Annotated in this window: 22 protein-coding genes and 1 pseudogene; 16 read left to right on the plus strand and 7 right to left on the minus strand. The window is 66.1% G+C overall.

Annotated features, from left to right (window positions below; translation table 11 throughout):
• Positions 1-45: 45 nt before the first annotated feature.
• Positions 46-417 carry a YciI family protein gene (locus tag ISP17_RS06025; RefSeq protein ID WP_404631004.1) on the minus strand — a complete coding sequence of 124 codons (372 nt, stop codon included), beginning with the start codon at positions 415-417 and terminating at the stop codon, positions 46-48.
• Positions 418-749: 332 nt separating this feature from the next.
• Here ISP17_RS06025 and ISP17_RS06030 point away from each other — a divergent pair, with 332 nt between their 5' ends.
• The 6 genes and pseudogenes from ISP17_RS06030 (at position 750) to ISP17_RS06055 (ending at position 4,659) form a co-directional block, all read left to right on the plus strand.
• On the plus strand, positions 750-2,549 hold the full coding sequence (locus ISP17_RS06030) for an amidase (protein WP_404631006.1): 1,800 nt from the start codon (positions 750-752) through the stop codon (positions 2,547-2,549).
• Positions 2,550-2,713: 164 nt separating this feature from the next.
• Entirely contained in the window at positions 2,714-3,196 is a 483-nt protein-coding gene (locus ISP17_RS06035; protein WP_404631008.1) for a DUF4440 domain-containing protein, read from the plus strand.
• 121 nt (positions 3,197-3,317) lie between these two features.
• Positions 3,318-3,596 (plus strand): annotated as a pseudogene (locus ISP17_RS06040) (type II toxin-antitoxin system RelE/ParE family toxin).
• 14 nt (positions 3,597-3,610) lie between these two features.
• Positions 3,611-3,910, plus strand: coding sequence for a HigA family addiction module antitoxin (locus ISP17_RS06045; RefSeq protein WP_404631010.1), 300 nt, complete (start codon positions 3,611-3,613; stop codon positions 3,908-3,910).
• Entirely contained in the window at positions 3,910-4,329 is a 420-nt protein-coding gene (locus ISP17_RS06050; RefSeq protein ID WP_404631012.1) for a hypothetical protein, read from the plus strand. Before ISP17_RS06045 ends, ISP17_RS06050 begins: the two co-directional genes overlap by 1 nt.
• Positions 4,330-4,428: 99 nt before the next feature.
• Positions 4,429-4,659, plus strand: a complete 231-nt coding sequence (locus tag ISP17_RS06055) for a hypothetical protein (RefSeq protein ID WP_404631014.1) — start codon at positions 4,429-4,431, stop codon at positions 4,657-4,659.
• A gap of 86 nt (positions 4,660-4,745) precedes the next feature.
• On the opposite strand, the gene ISP17_RS06060 is transcribed toward ISP17_RS06055, so the two are convergent.
• Together ISP17_RS06060 and ISP17_RS06065 are read right to left on the minus strand one after the other, a co-directional pair.
• Complete coding sequence (locus ISP17_RS06060; protein WP_449757868.1) at positions 4,746-5,087, minus strand: HVO_A0114 family putative DNA-binding protein; 342 nt, start codon at positions 5,085-5,087, stop codon at positions 4,746-4,748.
• A 125-nt stretch (positions 5,088-5,212) separates the two neighbouring features.
• Entirely contained in the window at positions 5,213-5,893 is a 681-nt protein-coding gene (locus tag ISP17_RS06065; protein ID WP_404631018.1) for an XAC0095 family protein, read from the minus strand.
• Between the two features lie 453 nt (positions 5,894-6,346).
• On the opposite strand from ISP17_RS06065, the gene ISP17_RS06070 reads away from it, so the two are divergent.
• The 7 genes from ISP17_RS06070 to ISP17_RS06100 all read left to right on the plus strand — a co-directional run bounded on the left by ISP17_RS06070 (position 6,347) and on the right by ISP17_RS06100 (position 13,717).
• Positions 6,347-6,883: a hypothetical protein gene (locus ISP17_RS06070; protein ID WP_404631020.1), complete on the plus strand. Its 537-nt coding sequence runs from the start codon at positions 6,347-6,349 to the stop codon at positions 6,881-6,883.
• A 121-nt stretch (positions 6,884-7,004) separates the two neighbouring features.
• Positions 7,005-8,771 carry a hypothetical protein gene (locus ISP17_RS06075; RefSeq protein WP_404631022.1) on the plus strand — a complete coding sequence of 589 codons (1,767 nt, stop codon included), beginning with the start codon at positions 7,005-7,007 and terminating at the stop codon, positions 8,769-8,771.
• Positions 8,772-9,069: 298 nt separating this feature from the next.
• Positions 9,070-9,720, plus strand: a complete 651-nt coding sequence (locus ISP17_RS06080) for a hypothetical protein (RefSeq protein WP_404631024.1) — start codon at positions 9,070-9,072, stop codon at positions 9,718-9,720.
• Between the two features lie 364 nt (positions 9,721-10,084).
• Entirely contained in the window at positions 10,085-11,461 is a 1,377-nt protein-coding gene (locus ISP17_RS06085; RefSeq protein WP_404631026.1) for an esterase-like activity of phytase family protein, read from the plus strand.
• Positions 11,462-11,667: 206 nt separating this feature from the next.
• The gene (locus ISP17_RS06090) at positions 11,668-12,510 is read left to right on the plus strand and encodes a helix-turn-helix transcriptional regulator (RefSeq protein ID WP_404631028.1); all 843 of its coding nucleotides are present in this window, start codon (positions 11,668-11,670) and stop codon (positions 12,508-12,510) included.
• Between the two features lie 144 nt (positions 12,511-12,654).
• Positions 12,655-12,810: a hypothetical protein gene (locus tag ISP17_RS06095; RefSeq protein ID WP_404631030.1), complete on the plus strand. Its 156-nt coding sequence runs from the start codon at positions 12,655-12,657 to the stop codon at positions 12,808-12,810.
• A gap of 139 nt (positions 12,811-12,949) precedes the next feature.
• A complete protein-coding gene (locus tag ISP17_RS06100) occupies positions 12,950-13,717 on the plus strand; it encodes an isocitrate lyase/PEP mutase family protein (RefSeq protein WP_404631032.1) in 768 nt (255 codons plus the stop codon).
• Positions 13,718-13,801: 84 nt separating this feature from the next.
• Here the strand turns inward: ISP17_RS06100 and ISP17_RS06105 are convergent, their stop codons facing one another.
• The 3 genes from ISP17_RS06105 to ISP17_RS06115 form a co-directional block, all read right to left on the minus strand.
• A complete protein-coding gene (locus ISP17_RS06105; protein ID WP_404631034.1) occupies positions 13,802-14,614 on the minus strand; it encodes a hypothetical protein in 813 nt (270 codons plus the stop codon).
• Between the two features lie 434 nt (positions 14,615-15,048).
• On the minus strand, positions 15,049-15,498 hold the full coding sequence (locus ISP17_RS06110; RefSeq protein ID WP_404631036.1) for a hypothetical protein: 450 nt from the start codon (positions 15,496-15,498) through the stop codon (positions 15,049-15,051).
• The gene (locus ISP17_RS06115) at positions 15,495-16,064 is read right to left on the minus strand and encodes an RNA polymerase sigma factor (protein ID WP_404631038.1); all 570 of its coding nucleotides are present in this window, start codon (positions 16,062-16,064) and stop codon (positions 15,495-15,497) included. Before ISP17_RS06115 ends, ISP17_RS06110 begins: the two co-directional genes overlap by 4 nt.
• 421 nt (positions 16,065-16,485) lie before the next feature.
• Between ISP17_RS06115 and ISP17_RS06120 the strand changes: the two genes are divergently transcribed.
• Positions 16,486-16,812 (plus strand): hypothetical protein, encoded by a 327-nt coding sequence (locus ISP17_RS06120; protein ID WP_404631040.1) that lies wholly within the window; start codon positions 16,486-16,488, stop codon positions 16,810-16,812.
• Between the two features lie 152 nt (positions 16,813-16,964).
• Positions 16,965-17,303: a hypothetical protein gene (locus ISP17_RS06125; protein WP_404631042.1), complete on the plus strand. Its 339-nt coding sequence runs from the start codon at positions 16,965-16,967 to the stop codon at positions 17,301-17,303.
• 7 nt (positions 17,304-17,310) lie between these two features.
• On the opposite strand, the gene ISP17_RS06130 is transcribed toward ISP17_RS06125, so the two are convergent.
• Positions 17,311-18,228 (minus strand): LysR family transcriptional regulator, encoded by a 918-nt coding sequence (locus ISP17_RS06130; RefSeq protein WP_404631044.1) that lies wholly within the window; start codon positions 18,226-18,228, stop codon positions 17,311-17,313.
• A gap of 92 nt (positions 18,229-18,320) precedes the next feature.
• Here ISP17_RS06130 and ISP17_RS06135 point away from each other — a divergent pair, with 92 nt between their 5' ends.
• On the plus strand, positions 18,321-19,298 hold the full coding sequence (locus ISP17_RS06135) for an NAD-dependent epimerase/dehydratase family protein (RefSeq protein ID WP_404631046.1): 978 nt from the start codon (positions 18,321-18,323) through the stop codon (positions 19,296-19,298).
• Positions 19,299-19,337 lie beyond the last annotated feature (39 nt).

Here is a 19,337-nt window from a genome sequence, read left to right on the forward strand (position 1 = left end):
CAGATAAAGGGGCGACAAAGCATGCCTGAGGCATGCGCTCAGCCCTCACGGCTCCAGATAGAAATCCAACGGAATCAGCTGCACCGCCCAGTCGCCTTCCTCGCCGATCTGCGCGGCCGGGTGCATGGAGGCGATGCGCAGGGCCTCGTCTGCGTCGTCCGCTTCGATGATGAACAGGCCGCCCACCACTTCCTTCGACTCGATGTAGGGCCCGTCGGTGATCTGCGTCTTGCCGTTGCGCGGGCGCAGCGTGCGCCAGTTTTCCAGGTCGCCCAGCGACGCGGATACCAGCACCTTGCCGGTGGCGCGCATCTTCTCGTCCAGCGCCGGGCACTGGCTGACGATGGCTTTGACCTGCTCTGGCGGCAGCGCGGCGAATTTTTCGGGGGTGAAGTAGGCCAGGCCGAGGTATTTCATGGGTGGTCCTTTTGGGTGGGATGCACTGACGACGAAGCGGGCGATGGCAAATCGACCATGCACCGAGAGCTTTGTAGCCCGTCTTCGCCGGCGTGTCCCCGGTGCCTTGCATGAGGCCAGCCGGCGGGCCCCCCTTCCGGGCCAGCGTAAACCCGTCGCAAGAACCTGCCCCACTGCGCCTTTCCACCTCACCTAAGTCGAGTTGTGCGCGCCCCGGCGCTCGTCCACAGTGAGCAGCCGTTCCGGCCAGCCCGGAAGCCGCCCGCGCGTCGCGCGTGCCGGCACCAGCATCGACAGCAACGCGCTCCTGCCGGGGCGCATCGGGGAGAACCATGAAGACTCGTCGCGATTTCCTGACCCAGGCGCCGCTCGGCCTGCTGGGTGCCGTGGTGGCCGGTGGCGCGCTGGCGCAAACCGGCGAAACCACCACGCCGCCGCCCGGTTCGCCAGGCGCGTTCAACACGGCGCCGCCGGTGGGCCCGAAGCTCACCACCGCCACCTTCGCCGAGGCGGAGAAGCTGCAGCAGGTGACGATGACCGAGGCGCAGCGCGCCATGGCCGTGGCCAACTGGCCTACCTCCATGGCCGGCCTGCTGGAGCGTCGCACCGGCCCGCGCAAAGTCGCACTGGAAGAAGGCCTGGCGCCGGCCACCACCTGGTTCCCGGCGATGGGTCGCGCGCACGTCGGTCCCGCGCACGACCGCTTCGCGCCGTCCAAGGTGGCCGCCACGCCGCTGCCGGCGAAGGACGAGGACATCGCCTTCGCCTCCGTCGCCCAGCTCGGCGAGTGGATCCGCACGCGCCAGCTCACCTCCACGCGCTTGACCAGGATCTACCTCGATCGCCTCAAGCGCTTCGATCCCCAGCTGCGCTGCGTCATCACGCTGTGCGAAGAGCACGCATTGAAGCAGGCCGCGCAGGCCGACAAGGAGATCGCCGCCGGCCACTACCGCGGCCCCCTGCACGGCATGCCGTGGGGCGCGAAGGATCTGCTCAACACCGCCGGCATCGCCACCACCTACGGCGCCGAACCGTTCAAGGATCGCGTGCCGAAGGACGACGGCGCCGTCACCCGCAAGCTCAACGAAGCCGGCGCCGTGCTGGTGGCCAAGCTCAGCCTGGGTGCGCTGGCGCTCAACGACATCTGGTTCGGTGGCCAGACCATGAACCCGTGGCTGCCGCAGGAAGGTTCCTCCGGCTCCAGCGCCGGCCCGGCCTCGGCCACCGCGGCGGGCCTGGTGGCGTTCGCCATCGGCAGCGAAACCCAGGGCAGCATCATCAGCCCGTGCATGCGCTGCGGCACCACCGGCCTGCGCCCCACCTACGGCCGCGTGCCGCGCACCGGCGCCATGACGCTGTGCTGGACGATGGACAAGCTCGGCCCCATCGCCCGCACCGTGGAGGACACCCTGCTGGTGCTCAACACCATCCGCGGCACCGATCCGGGCGACAGTGCCAGCGTGGCCGCGCACCTGGACTACGACGCCGGCGCGTCGATCAAGGGCCTCAAAGTCGGCTACTTCCCCGCGTGGATGAAGGAAGCACCGGCGACGGATCTCGACCGCGCCGCGCTCGACCAGCTGCGCGCGCTCGGCCTGGTACCCACCGAAGTGTCGCTGCCCGACTGGCCCTACGACGATCTCAACCTGCTGCTGTTCGCCGAAGCCGGCGCCGCGTTCGAAGAGCTTACGCTCACCGGCCGCGCCGACCTGCTCAGCGAGCAGACGCCGGACGGCTGGCCCAACCTGTTCCGCGAGGCGCGCTTCCTCTCGGCGGTGGACTTCGTGCAGGCCGATCGCCTGCGCCGCAAGGTGGCCCAAGAGATGGCGCGCGTGATGGGCGAGGTCGACCTGCTGCTGGTGCCGTCCCTGCGCGACGAGATGATGGTGATCTCCAACATGACCGGCCAACCCTCGCTCACCCTGCGCACCGGCTTCGTGGAAGTGAACCAGGTGCGCAGCGACTGGGCGCCCGACCCCAAGCACCCGCGCCCGATGCTGGCCAAGCCGCACCGCGTGCCGTACGGCGTCACGCTGATCGGCCGCCTGTTCGAGGAAGGCACGCTTGGCCGCGTGGGTCGCGCGCTGGAGGCGAAGGTGAACGTGGCCAGCGAGCGCCCGCCCGGCTTCTGATCCGGGTCCGCTGGGGCTGGGCGGACGGGCAGCCCCGAGGCGGCTTGCTGCGCCAGCGCACGGTTGCAGGGTGACCTCCCTGCAGCCGGCGCCTGCGTGGTCGCCGCGGACACAGGCACAATGGCCGCGCCAGGCGATCCTGGCGTCCTGCCTTGGAGGCCTGTATGGCCGTGCACCATCGGTTTGTTTCCACGCTCATGCTCCTCGCGGTGGCGCATCCTGCCGGCGCGGTCGCAGCAGCGGTGCCATCACGCACGGCAGAAGAGCGGGCGGTGCTGGCCGAAGTCGACGCGACGCTTGCCGCGGTCTCGGCGCGCGACCAGCCCGGCACGCTTCGTCACCTGCGGTCCAGCGGCAATGCCACGGTGCTGCTCCATCAGCCGGACGGAAAGGTGGTGATACGCAACGCGGCTCTCGCCGCCTATGCCGACGCCACGCCGGGTCCGGAACGCTACGCCGAGCGCATGCACGACCCGCAGGCACGGGTGCACGGCGACATTGCCGTGGTCTGGGGGCGCTACAGCTTTGCGGTCGACGGCAAGGTGGCCCATTGCGGCTACCAGCAGTTCGATCTGGTGCGCGAGGCCGGGACATGGAAGATCCAGAACGTGACCTGGTCGGTGGAGCGCACTGGCTGCGACAGCTGATGGCGCCGGCGCAGTCGTATTCGGCGTCGTGGGCATTACCGTCGCAGACGCGCCAGAAATTGCCAAACAGGGATATTGGGTGAGTCTTTGCGTTTATCGTTTACCGATATACAACAAGGCCATGATCGGGAGCTTCGCCGACAAGGACACGGCGGCCCTTGCCCATGGCGAGCGTGTACGCCGCTAGATCAACATCGAGAGCGTGGCCCGGCGCAAGCTGGCCCAACTCCATGCCGCCGCCACGCTGGACTTCATGCGAGTTCCGCCAGGCCATCGGTTGGAAGCCTTGAAGGGCGATCGCAGCGGGCAGCACAGCATCCGCATCAACGACCAGTTTCGTGTTTGCTTTGTCTGGAAGGATGGGGACGCCTTCGGCGTGGAAATCACGGATTACCATTGAAACGAGGTGACCACATGGCCCGCAAGACTCTGCTTCCACCGGTACACCCCGGCGAGATCCTGCGCGAGGAGTTCATGAAGCCATTCGGCCTTTCGGCCAATGCGCTGGCGACCGCCCTTGGCGTCACCGCCGCCCGCGTGAACGAGATCGCCAACGAGCGGCGCGGTATCACCGCCGACACCGCCCTGCGGCTGGCCGCGTACTTCGGTACGGATGCCCAAAGCTGGATGAACCTGCAAAAGAACTACGAACTCGAATGTGCCCGCCGCGAGCTGGCCGCCGAACTGAAGCACATTCGGCCGCGTGCCGCGTGATGCCGGAGACTCCCGCACCATTCCCCCATGCCGCTGTGCTGGCCCGCCTCGGCGCCGGCGACTTTGCGGGCCTGCCGGCGGAGTTCGTGGACACGCCGCCAAAGCGCGAGGCGCTGCATGCGCTGCTGAAAGCGAGCGAGGCCGTGCATCGCGCGGCGGTGAGCACCACCCAGGTGGCCGATGCGCTGCGTCGCGATCAGAAGTTCGTGCGGCCCGGGCCGCCATCGCCGCACCTGGTGCGCCTGCGGCAGCAGCAGGCGCAGGCGAGGCAGGCAACGAATCAGGCGCGGCAGGCGTTCATCGTGGCGGCGGATGGGTGGGTGCGGGTGTTTGGGCTCACCGTGCCGGCGCGCAAGAGCCTGGAAGTGTTTGCCGAGCAATGGCTGGTGGCGAATGCGCCACGCGATGGTTCACCTTGATCCCTGGCCCAATGCAGACACACTTTCGCCTATGAAAGACATCCTGGTCGCCACCGCGCTCTCGGCATTCGTTGTCGCCTGGTGCGTAGCTGTCATCGCATGGTTCTCAGTCATCGTCTTTGCGTCAAAGCGGCGCGGCGGGCCAAGCCGGGGGTCACACTTTGGGGGTGGGAAACGCTCTGGAATCCGGCAAACGCTCTGCTCAAACCGCAGTTGCTGACGCCTGAGGGGCTGGTCTATCGCCGGAAATGCTTCATCGCAATCGCGGTATTTGTCGTCTGTGTGGGCGTTCCGCTTGTGGTAGCCGCAATCGTCGGTGCGCTGAAGTGATCGAAGATGCCCGCTCGAACGAAGCGCTCGTTGCCTAGCGGAAACTGACCCCGGTGTTGGCCGTGGCAATCTGCAACTCAATCGCTTCAAGCCGCCTTGATCAAGAACTCGCTGGCGGTGACCACCGGACGCACCGTTCGCAGTTGCCGCCGCATCTCCACCAGGCCATAGCGCTCCATGGTCTTGAGCGTGCGCGACAGGTTGCTGGCAGCGCGGCCGGTGAATTCAGCCAGCTGCCGCAATGACTCGGGCTTTTGTTCGCGGATGACGCGCAGCAGGGCGAGATTCTCGTCGGACAGCACCTCGGCCAGTGAGCGCATGGAGGTGAACCAGATCTTCGGTTCGGTGGCGCGCGGCTGGCGATCGCCGCGCGCAATGGCCAGGGCGCGCGCACGGATAGCCTGCTGGGGCGCGATGCCGATGATGATCTTTTTCGAGACGTCGTCTCCTCAGCTGTGCGAGCGACTTCAAACGCACTCCCCAATCTGCCGGGGCACCCATGTCGGTGCCCCGGCGTAACGCATCGGCGGGCGGGAGACCGCCATGACGCCCGCTAGTGGTACATCGGCTGCGGCTGCTCGGTGTGCCACGCACCGCTCGACGGCAAGCGCTCGGGTAGTGCGAGGTAGGCGGCGTGCTCCTCCTCCACGCCGGGCCGCGTGCCTCGCCGCGGGTTCAGCCGCTGCGTGTCGTCAACGGCATCGAGGATCTCCCGCAGCTTGTCCACATCGCGATAGATGGCATCGCCCATGGTGGAAAGCGTCGCCTTGTCGTACTCGGCGTGGTCGGCACAGGTGACCACTTGGGCGAGCGCACGCAGGCTGCTGAGCAGCAGCTGCATCTCGTCGATCTGCTCCAGGGTGAGGCCGTAGCTGTAGCGTTGGGCCGCTGCGGGTTCGGCGGTGTCTGCGCCCTCGGTGGGCGTCTCCGTCTCTTCGGAGTCCGCAGCCGTCTCGGCTTTGGGCGCTTCCTCCGACGCTCCCTCACCACGTTCCGCCGGCCAGGAGAGCTCATCCAGCACCAACCCTATCTGCTCTTCGATCAGCTCAAAGCAGATCGCTACCTCGCCCGGGCGAATCTCGTTGTAGCACTCGCTGTCCTCGTCCGGCCGCCGAGGTCGGGCCAGGTTGGTGAGGAAACCCACGTACTCGCGCAGTTGCTTCAGCCGTAGCTGGGTGTCCTCCGGCAGGAAATAGCCGGTGACATTCCGATCTTCCGAATCGATGGTCGACATGCTTGCCTCCTCGTTCCATGAAGTACCCGCACGCCGGGGTGGCGACGGGAAGTCGGGAGGCTAGAAACCGCGTACAGACGGCGGGCGTATTCCCCTTGCGGGTGTTGTATTAGCCGCCCTCCCGACGCAGATGTCACGTCGGTTGCACCTGCAAAAGCGCAGGCACAAAAAAACCACCGGTTTGACGGAGGTGGGTACCGCTGTACGAGGAGTTTCTAGGCTCCTTGGGATCGAGTCTGCTACTGGGTTGGAGGGGAGTCAAGGTTGATTCGTAACCACCAATCTTGTCCGAGCAGCGACCGGAAGAGTTGCGATAGGCGGCCCGTGCCAACCAAGTCAACCTTGCCCGATGGCCTCTCTCAAGCTGCCAATCGAAGAGAGCGTTCAATATCTGTTGACGCCGAAAGACAGTATCGAAACACTGGCGCCGCTTCCCGACGGATCGAGGAACTTATGCTGAAGCGACTGAGCGTACTGCTGCTGGTCTTGCTTGCGCTGCCGGCGTTTTGCCAGGAAGGGTGGAGGGATAAACAGGGGCGTCCGGTGCCCGAGACCGATTCGCGTCGGTCGGTCAACGGATTCGGGGGCTCGCTGCTGGTTACCCCAGACGCGGATTGGAAGGCCAAATGGGAAACGCCGTCCGACACCGTCCCACACTTTGACGAGGCAAAAAGTGTCTCGAGAGGGCGGCAAGTTTTTTTCCTGATTTTCTTTGCCAATCCGCTCCTGAAAGACGGCCGGGTCGCCGACATCACGTGCGACATTGATGTAGTCCGGCCCGACGGGAAGCCGACGTTCCATCAACTCGATGTGCCCTGCTACAAGGGCATCATCAACGAACCAGTAAGCCATACCTTCCTTTCGACGGCGGTTGTCGGATGGACGGGTGATCCCGGCGATCCCTCGGGTACGTGGGTGTTGCGCGTGTTGCTTAAAGACAACGTACGGCACGCCAGCGTGCCCCTTCGTACTTCGTTCGAGCTTAGATAAAGCGACGGAACCCTCGAGGGCGAAAGTTAGATAGCCGGGGAGCTCTCGGGTGGCTTTCGACCCTGAGCCGCCGTTGAGCAACGCCAGCCGGAAGCTGCCATTGCCCCCAAGTGACCACAAAATGAACAGAGACTGGGTTCTTCAAACACGCGAGACGCGCCGATCCTTTGCGAACGCGACATGGGTACCGCTGCGCGCATTACAGAACGTTGAGCAGGGCGAAGCTCGGGTTACTCAAGTTGGCTATGTCAGCGAGTTCTTCGGCTGTGGATCAGTCGCGTTCCCTCCACAACACCGAGAAGTCGCAGAGAAACTGAGCTGGCGCGATCTCGGCATTGGTCATAGCGTGCAGCCGTACGCATATGAGGATGGCTACTACTCGCCGATAGACCAGTACCAGTACAACGACAAAGAGCCGATTGGAGTTGAGCTGGTATTCGTGCATGACCAGCCGGTTGTCGGAGGAACAAAGTGGATACTGAATCCAGATCTTGTCATCGCGCTCCGCCTAGTTAAGGAAGGCAACAACTGGGTGAGGCCGGAGGAAGATTTCGTTGTCGTCGCTCGCGAGTTTTTTGACGACGATGGCAACCACCAGCTTATCGAGATCAAACGGGAGTTTCTGATCGACTATCTTGCCGCCAGAGGTCTTGCGCTACGTCTCTCCTACTATCGGCAACGTGTTGAAAATGTAGCCTCGCTTGAAGGCACTGAGTACGAAGGGCTGGAGAGCCATCAGAACGATCGAGATGGCGGTCGCTTTGAACTCCTCACTCGGAGCCTCAATGACGTCTATGGCGGACGCTGGGCGTCGTTCCGCGTCTGGAGAACTGATGTCGATGAGGAAGAGGACGCTCCCGTATTGGGGCCGGAGAGAGACGACAACACAGAATCCGAACAGTCGGAAGGCGTTCGATCCGGGCCCGACGGAGTCCGCGTTGAAGGTGAATTCTGGAAAGATGAGTGGATCGATCATCGAGGCCTGAGCGTGCGGGTGCGCGGTGACACTGATCAATCTTTGCCGCACTTCATCATTGAGACTGATGGAACAAGGGCAGCATCCTCAGCGCTCGACTCTGAAGATATCGGGCGCTGGCTATGGTTTCGCACAAGCGTAGTGACCGATTTACTCGGCCGACGAGGTTTCTCCCTCAAGTGGTACACCGCAGAGACTGGTGCCATTGGGTCTACCTCTGGCTACGCCACGCATTTCGGCATCAATTCCGCTGACTTGCTAACTGTCTACGCCTACGATATCGCACGGCTTGCAGCGTGGGAGCAGCATATCTGGGCAGCACACAACGTTCCACCCGATGGGAAGGTTTCAGGAGAACTGCTATCTGCGCAAGTTAAGACGCAGCCGGCGTCTACACATGCCGTGGAAGAGTTGCTCTTTGTGAGCATGCGAATGCTCGAACAGGGCTTCCGCGACAAGTTTGGCGTTGAGCTGTTCAACCACAGTATCAACGACGAGTCGGCTATGCAGCAGGTATCTCGCTTTCACAGCAGGGACCGAGCCTCATTGCTGCATCTCGCGAAGGAGATCATCCGAGTCTTTTCGGATCGCATGAACGTTCGAGAGCTCCGTAAAATCTCGACTCACAAGGAGAAGGACAAGCTTGCCTCCAACAAACTCCTTCAGGACGTCCTAGCCAAGCAGGTCGGGGAGGAAAGAGCGCGAACGGTGCTTGGTCCAGTGATCGGCGCTTATGAGATGAGAGTCGGCGATGCTCATCCGACTGGATCGAAAATTGGGGAGGCCCTGAAGCTTGCCGGGATCGACGAGAGTCTCTCGTACCTGCGCCAGGGCGAGCAACTTATCCACAACGTCGGGCATGCCGTGTGGTGGATCGGCAAGCTACTCTTCGAGAAGAACACGAGTCCGTGAGGGCGTCGCGGATGCCGCATAACAAGTCGGTGGACTCGGACATGTTGTGGCAAGACGCTGCTCATCTTGCGTGGGACGTCCGCTTTCATTTGCGGTGACCCGGCTGCTCCTGGCCGATTACGGCCCTTGCAGGCTCGATGGCACCCTGGCGAGCTGCGAAATTCAGAGACCAGTCCATAGCCGACGGTTAACGAACACCGAGAGACGTCAATTTAATGGAAACTGCGGGATTTGGTGGCTGTACGATGTCGGTGAAGGGGAAGGTTGAGATAGTCGCGCACTGCGAGGAAGGTAAGTGATGACACATGGCGGAATGCGCATAACCCAAGATCAGCAAACAAAGGTTGCTAAACACTACGAGCTTGTCCACGGCCGTCTAGGTGAGTGTTATGCCGCGCTCATGCTCTTCAAGGAAATCGAGGAGCTGCGCCAAAAAACGCCTTTCCTGATTGATCCAAATGTTCGATACGGAGATTTCTGGCGTGAAGTGCACTTCTGCGCCCTTTCGAAGGTAATCATTGATATCGGCGCCCTTGTCGATGATATGGATAACTCTGCATCGTTACAATCACTTTACAGGCTATGCGTTCGCCTACGTAAGACGCATTGCATTGATGCGAAGTCTCGCATAGATTCCGTCCGGGATACCTGGGGGAGATATAGGAGTAAGCTGATTGCGCATACGCATCATAATAGAAAGTCCTTGATTGAAGAATTCAGAAGCCAAGGCTTTACTATTGAGAAGATCGAGTCCGAAATTGATCAGCTCTCTTACGCTTTCACTATATTGCATGCGGAGCTTAGCGGAGTTGAAGTTCCAACTTTCGAGGACATTAAGCGCTTCGAGAGTGGCTTCGTGGCCACTGGTGAGCGTGTGCGGCAGGACACAAAAGCATTCCTTGATGCCATTGAACCGCACTTGCCAAAATACGAAGGCATCCCGGGTTAGGAGCGTGACTTGCGCCGAGATCTTGGCGGCTCGTTAGTGTCACCGCAGTCTGTACATGTTACTCGGTGCCGATCAGTGAACGTCCGCTGCTGGCCGAAAGCAGCCCAATGCTGGACGGGAGCCGGGTTTATTTTCAGTGCAATGGCCCGGGCCGAACCGCCGGGCCGACATGGGCTTTTCAGCTCCCGTCGGTCTGCCTTCGCTACACCTCCCACCCCGTAGCCCCAAGGTCATCCCCCTGCCACACGCCCGATGCACGCTCGCTGGACCTTTCCTCCAGCGGAGACGCACGATGATCCGATGCACGCGTGTTGCCTTGTTTGCGGCCCTTGGGTTGGCGATGGCTGGTCCGGCATTTGCCGGGGTGGATCTGATTGCGACGGGCCAGCTCGACGGTCATGGCGGTGACCTGGCGTATCGCACGTCCGGGCCGCTGGAGAACAACGTGCCCGGCAACGTGCTCGGTGGTCTGGGCTCGGGCCTGGCCTATGCCGGCTGCAACACCTTTCTCGCGCTGCCCGATCGCGGCCCGAATGCGGTGGCCTATGACGCTCTGGCGGACGACACCACCTCGTACATCGACCGCTTCCAGACGCTGCGCATGACGCTGGCGCCCAGCGCGCCGGGCGCGGCGCTGCCGTTCACGCTGTCGCCACGGCTGCGCGATACCACGCTGCTGGCCGACTTGTTTCCGCTGTACTACGGCGACGGCACCGCGGTGAACCTGCCCAACGGCCGGCCTGCGCTCAATCGGCCATTCCGCAACTATTTCACCGGCCGCTCGGACAACGCTGCGCCGGGTCTGCCGTCCAGCTCGCCGTTCAACGCGCGGTTGGACCCGGAAGGCATCCGCGTGAGCGCTGATGGCGAGTCGGTGTACGTGTCGGACGAGTACGGCCCGTACATCTACCGCTTCGATCGCCGCAGCGGCGTGCGCACCATGGCCTACCGCCTGCCCGCGATGCTGGGCGTGGCGCACACCGCGCCCACCGGCGATGCGGAGATCGATGGCAACACCAGCGGCCGCCTGGCCAACAAGGGCATGGAAGGCCTGGCGATCTCGCCGGACGGCCGCACGCTCACCGGCATCATGCAGAGCCCGCTGCTGCAGGACGGTGGCAAGAACGCCGCCACCACACGCATCGTGCAGCTGGACCTCGCTACCGGGCGCACGCGTCAGTACGCCTATCCGCTGACCAACGTGGGCAGCGCGAGCAAGCCCAAGTACACCACCGTGAGCGAGATCGTGGCGATCAACGACCACGAGTTTCTGGTGGACGAGCGCGACGGCAAGGGCCTGGGCGATGGCAGCAGCGCCAAGTTCAAGCACCTGATGCGCATCGACCTCAGTCACGCGCAGGACGTCAGCGAACTCAGCGGCGCGGACGCGCTGGCCGCGGCGGCGGTGAGCAAGCAGGACTTCCTCGACCTGGTGGCGGTATTGGGCGCGCACGGCGTGGCGCCGGAGGCGATCCCGGCCAAGATTGAGGGCGTCGCGTTCGGCCCGGACGTGGTGCGCGACGGTCACCGCGTGCACACGCTGTTTGTCGCCAACGACAACGACTTTCTCCCCACGGTGACCGACGATGTCTACCCGCAGGGCGTGGACAACCCGAACCGCTTCTTCGTGTTCGGCTTCGACGACGCGGACCTGCCGGGCTACCAGCCGCAGCGCTTCAACCGCGCGCACGGCCGGGGCCACGGCTTCGGCCACGACGACGAGCGCTGCCGCGGGGAATAAGGCCAGCGGTTCGCGTCCGCTTCCCAGCATGCGTTTGAGAGCACCCTGTCCACTGCGATGGGCAGGGTGCTCCGTCTAAGAAGCCGGGCCGGGGGCAGCGGCGACGTTTTCAGCGCGGGCCTAGAGAAGGGGCGCGCTGCACCCTGCCCGGGACGCTTCGCAGGCGGCCTCCTCCCGGGCCGCTCTCCGTTGGCCATAATCGCCGCATGTCCACGGAGCATCCCGATTTCCAGGTCCACAAGCTGCTCAGCACGCCGATGGTCGAGCTGCGCGACGTGGTCTGTGCGGGCAGCTGCCGGCACAAGAGTGCGATCGAGCGCGCCAGCCGCACGCACCTGGTGTTTCCCTACCGCGGCACCTACGTGCGCCACGTGGACGCGGACGACGCGGTGGCCGACGCCAGCCAGGTGCTGTTCTTCAACGCGGGCGAGGATTACCAGATCAGCCACCCGAACGCGGGCGGCGACGCCAGCCTGTCGATGACCCTGGACGAGGTGCTGCTGCGCGAGATCGCCCCGGCCGAGCTGCTGGCGCCGGGCGAGCCGCTGCGCTTTTGCCAGACGCGCTTGCGCATCGATCCGCGCGCGCAGGTGCTGGTGGCCTTGCTGCGCCACTCGCTGCGCGAGGGCGTGGCCGAGCCGCTGGAAGGCGAGAGCCTGGCGTTGACCCTCGCGCACCGCGCGTTGGCGCCGCGCACCACCCACGCGGCCGGCGCCAGCCAGGCACGGCAGCGGCTGGTGGATCGCGCCAAGCTGGTGCTGGTGCGCGACCTGGCGCGGCGCTGGACGCTGGCCGAGGTGGCGGCGGAAGTCGGCGTGTCGGCGGTCTACCTCACCCAGAGCTTCCACCAGGTGGAGGGCGTGCCGCTGTACCGCTACCAGCTGCGGTTGCGCCTGGCGCGCGCGCTGGATCTGCTGCGCGACTACGAGGATCTGGCCGCGCTGGGCATGGAGCTGGGCTTCTCCAGCCACAGCCATTTCACTGCGGCGTTCCAGAAGATGTACGGGCGCACGCCCAGCGAGTTCCGGCAGATCGCGCTGCGGCGCTGATCGCTAAAGTTTTCGACAGCCGCCGGAAACCGCCTGGGGTCTACTGGCTCCACCCCACCCGGGGTCTACCACCTTCCTGCCCGGAGCTCGCATGTGCGAGACGGCCGGCGAAGGTTTCTCTTCCCGCTTTGAAGGAGAACCGACATGAGCAAGCGAACCTGTGCTGCCTGCGACTACGAACTGGACGACACCGCGATCCAGGTGCGTATCGGCGGGCAGACCGTGGAGGTGTGCTGCGACGAATGCGCAGCGAAGCTGAAGGAGGCCTACGCCTCCGCGCAGGCATCGCACCAGGCCTGAGCCGCCCCGGCTCGTGTCCGCACTCTGCCGGGCGCACGGCGCCTTGCACGGCTCGGGCACGAGCCTTTCCACGAGGATGGCGCGCTGCGTGCGGCCAGCCCCGTCCAACGATTCCCACGATGATTCCTTGGAGACTGGCGTGACCCCACAGAACGAGAAGGCCCGGCTGTTCCATTCCCTGCACGTGCGCGGCCAGCCGCTGGTGCTGTTCAACGCCTGGGATGCAGGCAGCGCGCTAGCCGTCGCCGAGGCCGGTGCCAGCGCAGTCGCCACCGGCAGCTGGTCGGTGGCCGCCGCCAACGGCTTCGCCGACGGCGAGCAGATGCCGTTTGCGTTCGCGCTGGACAACCTACGCCGGATCGTCGCCGCGGTCACCCAGCCGGTCACCATCGACCTGGAAAGCGGCTATGGCGAGACGCCCGCACACGTCGCCGCTACCGTGGCCGCGGCGCTCGATGCGGGCGCCGTCGGTTGCAACCTGGAAGACAGCTTTCCCGCCGACGGCAGCCTGCGCGACGCGGCCGATCAGGTCGAGCGCCTCACTGCCGCGCGCCAGGCTGCAGAGAAGACCGGCGTAGCGTTGTTCATCAACGCGCGCACCGACGTGTTTTTCCAGAAGCCGGCCGAAGCGCACGACATGGACATGGTGGACGAGGCCCTGCGGCGCGCCCGTCTTTACGCGGACGCGGGGGCCAGCGGCTTGTTCGTGCCCGGCGTGGTCGCCGAGCCGCTGATCGCACGCCTGGCCGAAGCCTCGCCGCTGCCGCTCAACGTGATGGTGATGCCCGGCGTGCCCAGCCGCGCGCGCCTGGCCGAGCTCGGCGTGGCCCGCATCAGCCACGGCCCCGGCCCGTATCGCGGTGCCATGCAGTGGCTGACCGAAGCAGCCCGGGCTGCCATGGCCTGAGCGGCGCGCCGCAGGTCGACGGTGCATGTCGATTTCCCGGCCGGCAAGGATGCCGGCGTCGGCACATGGTTTCGTGCGGGTCGCTCAGTGCAGGTAGATCGTCGGCCCGAGCACGGCCGCAAAAGCGGCGGTAACCAGCACACCCAGGACGAGCACCACCGGCTGACGGTCGATCTCGAAAGGCTGCGCCGGCAGGTCCGAACGGCGGGAATAGGCCACGTTGAACAAGCCAGCGGTGCCACCGAACGACGCGGCGACTGCCGAGGTCAGCGTGATCACCAGGCCATGCGGATTGAACAGGCCGACCAGCAACGCGCTGACCCCGCCGACCACATACACCGTCATCGCGATCTGTCGCTTCACGTGGGCGGCCTGGTCGCCACCGCCCAACATCACCCCGAGCATGCGGAGGGCAGCGCGAACGACCCCGATGTAGGCCAGCAAACCCACCGCGAACAGCGCCACCCGCCACAGCCAAGGCCAGGGCAGCGGTCCCAGGCCACCACCCGCACCCGGTCCCCAGTCGCCGAGATTCGTGGCGCCGGAAAACATCCAGTAGCCCGCGGCCACCATGCCTTTCACGGCAAACACCATCCACGCCGCCAGACGCGGCAGCGGACGGATCGTCCGGCGCCAGATCAGATAGGCCAGCACGGCCAGCACGACATCCACGCCGGTGCCGGCCATCGCAACGACGCGGCTCGACCATCCTTGGGTGCCGGGGCACTCGACGTAATACGCGCCCAGCTCGCTGGGGTGGTGGCCGGTGGCGACGCACGTGACGGCGTGGCCGAGCAGCTCGTGCGCCATGGTGAGCAGGGGCAGCAGCAACAGTGCCAGGCCCACCAGGGTCCACCGGTCGACCCACGGCTGGGTGGATGTGTGGTTCTTCGCCATTGCGTGCTCCCCTCGGTACTGGTCGAGAGGATCGCCCGCGCGCCCGTCGCCATCCACTGCGGATCGCAAGGCGACAGTGGTGACAGATGTCAGGAGCAGGCGGCGCGCCACCGATGGCGGCCGGAGAAACGCGAGGGCCGGTTCACCGACTAGGCAACGGTCACAGCAGGCCTTTCCAAGAACGCGCTGTGGATTTTCTTTCGAGCCACACGGGGCACAACGCCTCCACCGCTTCCATCAGCTCGACCGAGTCGGACAGATCGCTTTCTGCTGGCGGTGAAACCGACGACGTCGCCCCCGACCAGCGGCTCGGCCACCCGATCAGAAGGACGCCTCGGCCATTTGGGCGAGGAGCTCATCGAGCCATTTCCTGGGTCAATTCATCTGGAGCGCCACGGGCTCGGCCAGGGTCCCCGGACGGAGGCAGCGCCCGATCAATGCCATCTCCGCCTCAAAAGCTCCGCCCCCTGCGACGCGCCCAGGCAGGCCAGCAGCGCCAGCACCCACGGATTGCCGGCCACCGACCACGCGGCCGGATCAGCCTGGAACCAGCTGCCGCCTTCGAGCACGGCGACGATGAGGCCGGCGATGACGAGCGCGGCCAGCAGCAGGCGGGTGAGCTGTTTCTCCAAACCGGTTTCCGGCGCGGTGGCGACGGTGGGCACGCGGCCGGCTTTCGCGGCGAGTTGTTCGGCGAAGTCGGCGGGCAGGGCGATAGCGTCGTCGGCGCGCAGGGCGGCGTCGATCTGGCGGTAGGCGCGAGTGCGCGCGTCATCGGCGGCGGGCTCGCCGGTGCGGGCGGCGTGCATGGCGCGTTCCTGTGCCTGCCACTCGCGCTCGGCGGCGGGGTGGCGGAAGAAATCGATATCGCGATGCTTGCTCATGGTGTGACTCCCAACCGGGCTTCCAGCGTCTCGCGCAGTTTCAGGCGCGTGCGGAACAGGTGGCTCTTGATGGTGCCAGCGGCCAGGCCGGTGACTTGCGCGATCTCGGGAATGCTCAGCTCGTCCAGATGGTAGAGCGTGAGCACGGTGCGCGGCAGCGGGGGCAGGGTGTCGATGGCCGCGTGCAGGTGCGCGCTCATCTCCTCATCGGCGCAGCTCACTTCCAGGTCGTAGCCGTCGCCGATGGTGTCCAGCAGCGAAAAATCCTCGTCGTCGCCCAGGTGCGGATCGACCAGCGCGATGCGCTTGCGCTCCAGGTGGCGCAGGGCGACGGTGTAGGCCACGCGGCCGATCCACGATTTCAGCGCGCTCTCGTAGCGGTACTGGTGCAGGTTCTGGTGCACCTTGAGAAAGGTGTCCTGGCACAGCTCGCGGGTGTCTTCCGGGTGGCGCACCATGCGCTGGATGATGTGCCAGCACAGGCCCTGGTACTCGCGCACGAGGCGCGCGAACGCACCTGGCGCATTGGCCAGTACGGCATCCACGAGGGCGCGGTCGTCGGTCATCGGGGGCGAGCTTCCATCGGGGCGTAGATACGCGCATGTGCCGGACGGTTGCATCGGGGTGGGGTGACTTTTGGGAGGGAGGGGCGGGCGCCCTTCGACTTCCTCGCTCCTCAACGCCGTGGCCATCCATGGCCACTCCCCGCGTGCGCTTCGCTACGCTCAGGGAGAACGGTGGGGTGAGGCGTCCGAGGGCTTACTCGCTCGCCAAGGAGCCCGAGCACTGCTTTTGTTCGTCATTCCCGCGAAAGGCTCCTCCCGCTTTCGCGGGAATGACGTCCGTATACCGGGTGCCATCTGGCGGGGGGCCAGGACCCGCGCCGGAGTCCATCCAGGCGAGCTGGGGCGGGCCGCGAATCCGGATGCAACCGCCGCCGCGGCGCCCGTATCTATGGCCCCGTCACCCAACCCAACGGAGCACCCCATGATCGACGGCAACCTGATTCCCATTGTCCTGTTTCTGTGCATCACCTACGCGATCAAGTCGGTGGTCGATGCGCGCTTCCGCCAGAAGATGGTCGGCGCCGGCGGCTCGGAAGAGCTGATCCGCTCGATCCTGCAGGGCGAGGAAGTGCGCCGCCGCCACGCCTCGCTGCGCTGGGGCATCATTCTGGTGGCGCTGGCTGGCGGCTTCGCGCTGATCCAGCAGGGCGACTGGCACGAGCTCACCCCCGGCATGATCGCCGTGCTCGCCGGTGCCACCGGACTGGGCAACCTGGTGTACTTCGCGGTCGCCCGCAAGATCGGCTGATCGCCGCGCTGCGACCGCGTTCTGCGGCCCGCGGCACAACGCGCCGGCGCACGCTCCGCCGCCGGCGCGGCTTCACCCCCCATCCCCCCCGCGCATTCCGTGCCTTCGCGTGTGGCACGGCGGAGCCGTGCGCGCCATTTCTGGAACATCCCATGCGCAAGACCCTCGTCGCTCTGCTGTTTGTCCTGCCTTTCGCGGCCCCGGTGGCCGCCACCCAGTACCTGCGGTTGGTGAACGCCACGGACTCGCCGATCGTGGCGGTGGAGGCCACGCCGGTGGGCACCGCACAGCGCGGACAACTGTCGCTGGCCGAGCGTCCGCTGCATCCGGGGCGCGAACTTGGTGTGGCCTTGCAGGGCGTGACGCGCTGCCGCTACGACCTGCGCCTGGTCTATGCCGACGGTCGCGAAGTGCTTACGCGCGGTTTCAACGTGTGCCAACGCTCCCATACGCAGCCGGCCACGCTCACGGCCCGCTTCGACGAGGCCTGAGGCGGCGTCAGCGCACGCGCTGGCCGGGGTGCTCTCCCGTGGCGTAGCGCGCCATCGCCTCGGCGAGAAAGTCGAACAGCGTGCGGTGGCGCGCGCTGCGGCGCAGATCCTCGTGCATCACCAGCCAGGTGGGCAGCACCGGCGCGATCATGTCGGCCAGTACCGCCACCAGCTGGCGGTCGCGCGCCGCCAGCGGCACCTGGCAGAAGCCGATGCCGAAGCCCGCGCGCATGGCGGCCAGGCCGGCCAGGTCACTGTCGGTGCGCAGGGCGAAATGCTCGCGGGCATAGGCCAGGCCGGCCGGACGCATAGCGCGTACGTAGGGCGGCTCGTGGTCGAAGCCGATCAGCGCGTGCTCGGCCAGTTGATCGGGCCGCTGCGGCGTGCCGTGCGCCTTGAGGTAACGCCGGTGCGCGTAGAGGTTCAGCACGATGGTGCCGACCTTGCGCGCCACCAGCGCCTGCTGGGTGGGCTGCACCATGCGCACGGCGAGGTCCACGTCCTTGCGCAGCAGGTCGGCGGACTGGTTGGACAGCACCAGCTCGATCACCACGCCCGGGTGCTGCTCGCGAAAAGCGGCCAGCATGCCGGGCAGCACCTCGCCGCCGATCACCTCGCTGGCGCTGATCCGCACCACGCCGCGCAGCTCGCCGAAGCCGGCGCTGGCAGCGCGGCGCATGGCGGCGGAGGCCGAAGCCATCGCCTGGGCGTGCGGCAGCAGCTCGTGCGCCATCTCGGTGGGAGTGAGCCCCTGCGGCGAGCGGGTGAACAGCGCCACGCCCAGGCGCTGCTCCAGCGCGCGGATGTGCCGGCCCAGGCTGGGCTGGGTCATGCCCAGCGCGCGGGCGGCGGCGGACAGGCTGCCTTGAGCCATCACGGCGAGAAAGGAGCGGTGCAAGTTCCAGCCGGGGTCATCGATGGCCATGCGTATTTGTATGGCAGAAGTTCATCGTTGCGCAATTTTCTTTGATCCACGCCGGGCGCAGGCTGGTCTCACCTTCAACGCGGGAGCGGGACATGAACACGACACGCACGGCCCTGGTGGTAGGCGCCAACGGCGGCATCGGCCAGGCGATGATCGAGGCGCTGCGGCGCCACGGCTGGCAGGTCCGCGCGCTGGTGCGCTCGGCGAAGCACGACGACGCGCAGGTGGACTGGCGGCTGGGCGACGCGATGAACGCGGCCGACGTGCGCGCGGCCGCCGAGGGCGTGCAGCTGATCGTGCACGCGGTGAACCCGCCCGGCTACCGCGACTGGCAGCGGCTGGTGCTGCCGATGGTGGATAACACCATCGCCGCGGCCTGCGCGGTGGGCGCGCGCATCCTGCTGCCCGGGACGATCTACAACTTCGGTCCCGACGCCTTCCCTCGCCTCAGCGAAACCTCGCCACAGCATCCGACCACCGCCAAGGGCGCGATCCGCGTGGAGCTGGAGCGTCGGCTGGCCGCGGCGGCGGAGCAGGGCGCGCGGGTGCTGATCCTGCGCTGCGGCGATTTCTTCGGGCCGCACGCGGGCAACAGCTGGTTCGCGCAGGGGCTGGTGCAGCCGGGCAAGCCGGTGCGCACGCTGCGCTATCCCGGCACGCCGGAGCACCGCCACGCCTGGGCCTACCTGCCGGACGTGGCCGAGACCGCGGCGCGCCTGCTCGACCGCGAGCCGGAGCTGGCGGCGTTCGAGCGCTTCCATTTCGGCGGCTACTTCGTCGACGGCCGCGAACTGGGCGATGCGGTGCGCCGCGCCAGCGGCGACGCGAACGTGCGGCTGGGGCGCTTTCCCTGGTGGTTGGTGACGCTGGCGTCGCCGTTCGTGGCCACGCTCAGCGAGCTGCGCAAGATGCGCTACCTCTGGCGCACCCCCATCGCGCTGGACGACCGCAAGCTGGTCGGGTTTCTCGGCGACGACTGCTATACGCCGCTGGAACAGGCCCTGCGCCGCACGCTCGACGGCCTGGAATGCCTGCCGGCTGCGGGCACGATGGCGGCGCAGGCCGCCTGAGCGGACCGCCGCCGCATGCGGCGCAGTGCGGCGGCGGAC

It is taken from the genome of Dyella ginsengisoli, from assembly GCF_044904665.1.
GTDB classification, from domain to species: Bacteria; Pseudomonadota; Gammaproteobacteria; order Xanthomonadales; family Rhodanobacteraceae; genus Dyella_A; species Dyella_A ginsengisoli.

Bases quoted from the DNA above. Each gene is read 5' to 3' on its own strand.
- ISP17_RS06025 (WP_404631004.1), bottom strand. From the start codon at position 417: ATGAAATACCTCGGCCTGGCCTACTTCACCCCCGAAAAATTCGCCGCG.
- ISP17_RS06030 (WP_404631006.1), top strand. From the start codon at position 750: ATGAAGACTCGTCGCGATTTCCTGACCCAGGCGCCGCTCGGCCTGCTG.
- ISP17_RS06035 (WP_404631008.1), top strand. From the start codon at position 2,714: ATGGCCGTGCACCATCGGTTTGTTTCCACGCTCATGCTCCTCGCGGTG.
- ISP17_RS06045 (WP_404631010.1), top strand. From the start codon at position 3,611: ATGGCCCGCAAGACTCTGCTTCCACCGGTACACCCCGGCGAGATCCTG.
- ISP17_RS06050 (WP_404631012.1), top strand. From the start codon at position 3,910: ATGCCGGAGACTCCCGCACCATTCCCCCATGCCGCTGTGCTGGCCCGC.
- ISP17_RS06055 (WP_404631014.1), top strand. From the start codon at position 4,429: ATGGTTCTCAGTCATCGTCTTTGCGTCAAAGCGGCGCGGCGGGCCAAG.
- ISP17_RS06065 (WP_404631018.1), bottom strand. From the start codon at position 5,893: ATGTCGACCATCGATTCGGAAGATCGGAATGTCACCGGCTATTTCCTG.
- ISP17_RS06070 (WP_404631020.1), top strand. From the start codon at position 6,347: ATGCTGAAGCGACTGAGCGTACTGCTGCTGGTCTTGCTTGCGCTGCCG.
- ISP17_RS06075 (WP_404631022.1), top strand. From the start codon at position 7,005: ATGAACAGAGACTGGGTTCTTCAAACACGCGAGACGCGCCGATCCTTT.
- ISP17_RS06080 (WP_404631024.1), top strand. From the start codon at position 9,070: ATGACACATGGCGGAATGCGCATAACCCAAGATCAGCAAACAAAGGTT.
- ISP17_RS06090 (WP_404631028.1), top strand. From the start codon at position 11,668: ATGTCCACGGAGCATCCCGATTTCCAGGTCCACAAGCTGCTCAGCACG.
- ISP17_RS06095 (WP_404631030.1), top strand. From the start codon at position 12,655: ATGAGCAAGCGAACCTGTGCTGCCTGCGACTACGAACTGGACGACACC.
- ISP17_RS06105 (WP_404631034.1), bottom strand. From the start codon at position 14,614: ATGGCGAAGAACCACACATCCACCCAGCCGTGGGTCGACCGGTGGACC.
- ISP17_RS06110 (WP_404631036.1), bottom strand. From the start codon at position 15,498: ATGAGCAAGCATCGCGATATCGATTTCTTCCGCCACCCCGCCGCCGAG.
- ISP17_RS06115 (WP_404631038.1), bottom strand. From the start codon at position 16,064: ATGACCGACGACCGCGCCCTCGTGGATGCCGTACTGGCCAATGCGCCA.
- ISP17_RS06120 (WP_404631040.1), top strand. From the start codon at position 16,486: ATGATCGACGGCAACCTGATTCCCATTGTCCTGTTTCTGTGCATCACC.
- ISP17_RS06125 (WP_404631042.1), top strand. From the start codon at position 16,965: ATGCGCAAGACCCTCGTCGCTCTGCTGTTTGTCCTGCCTTTCGCGGCC.
- ISP17_RS06130 (WP_404631044.1), bottom strand. From the start codon at position 18,228: ATGGCCATCGATGACCCCGGCTGGAACTTGCACCGCTCCTTTCTCGCC.
- ISP17_RS06135 (WP_404631046.1), top strand. From the start codon at position 18,321: ATGAACACGACACGCACGGCCCTGGTGGTAGGCGCCAACGGCGGCATC.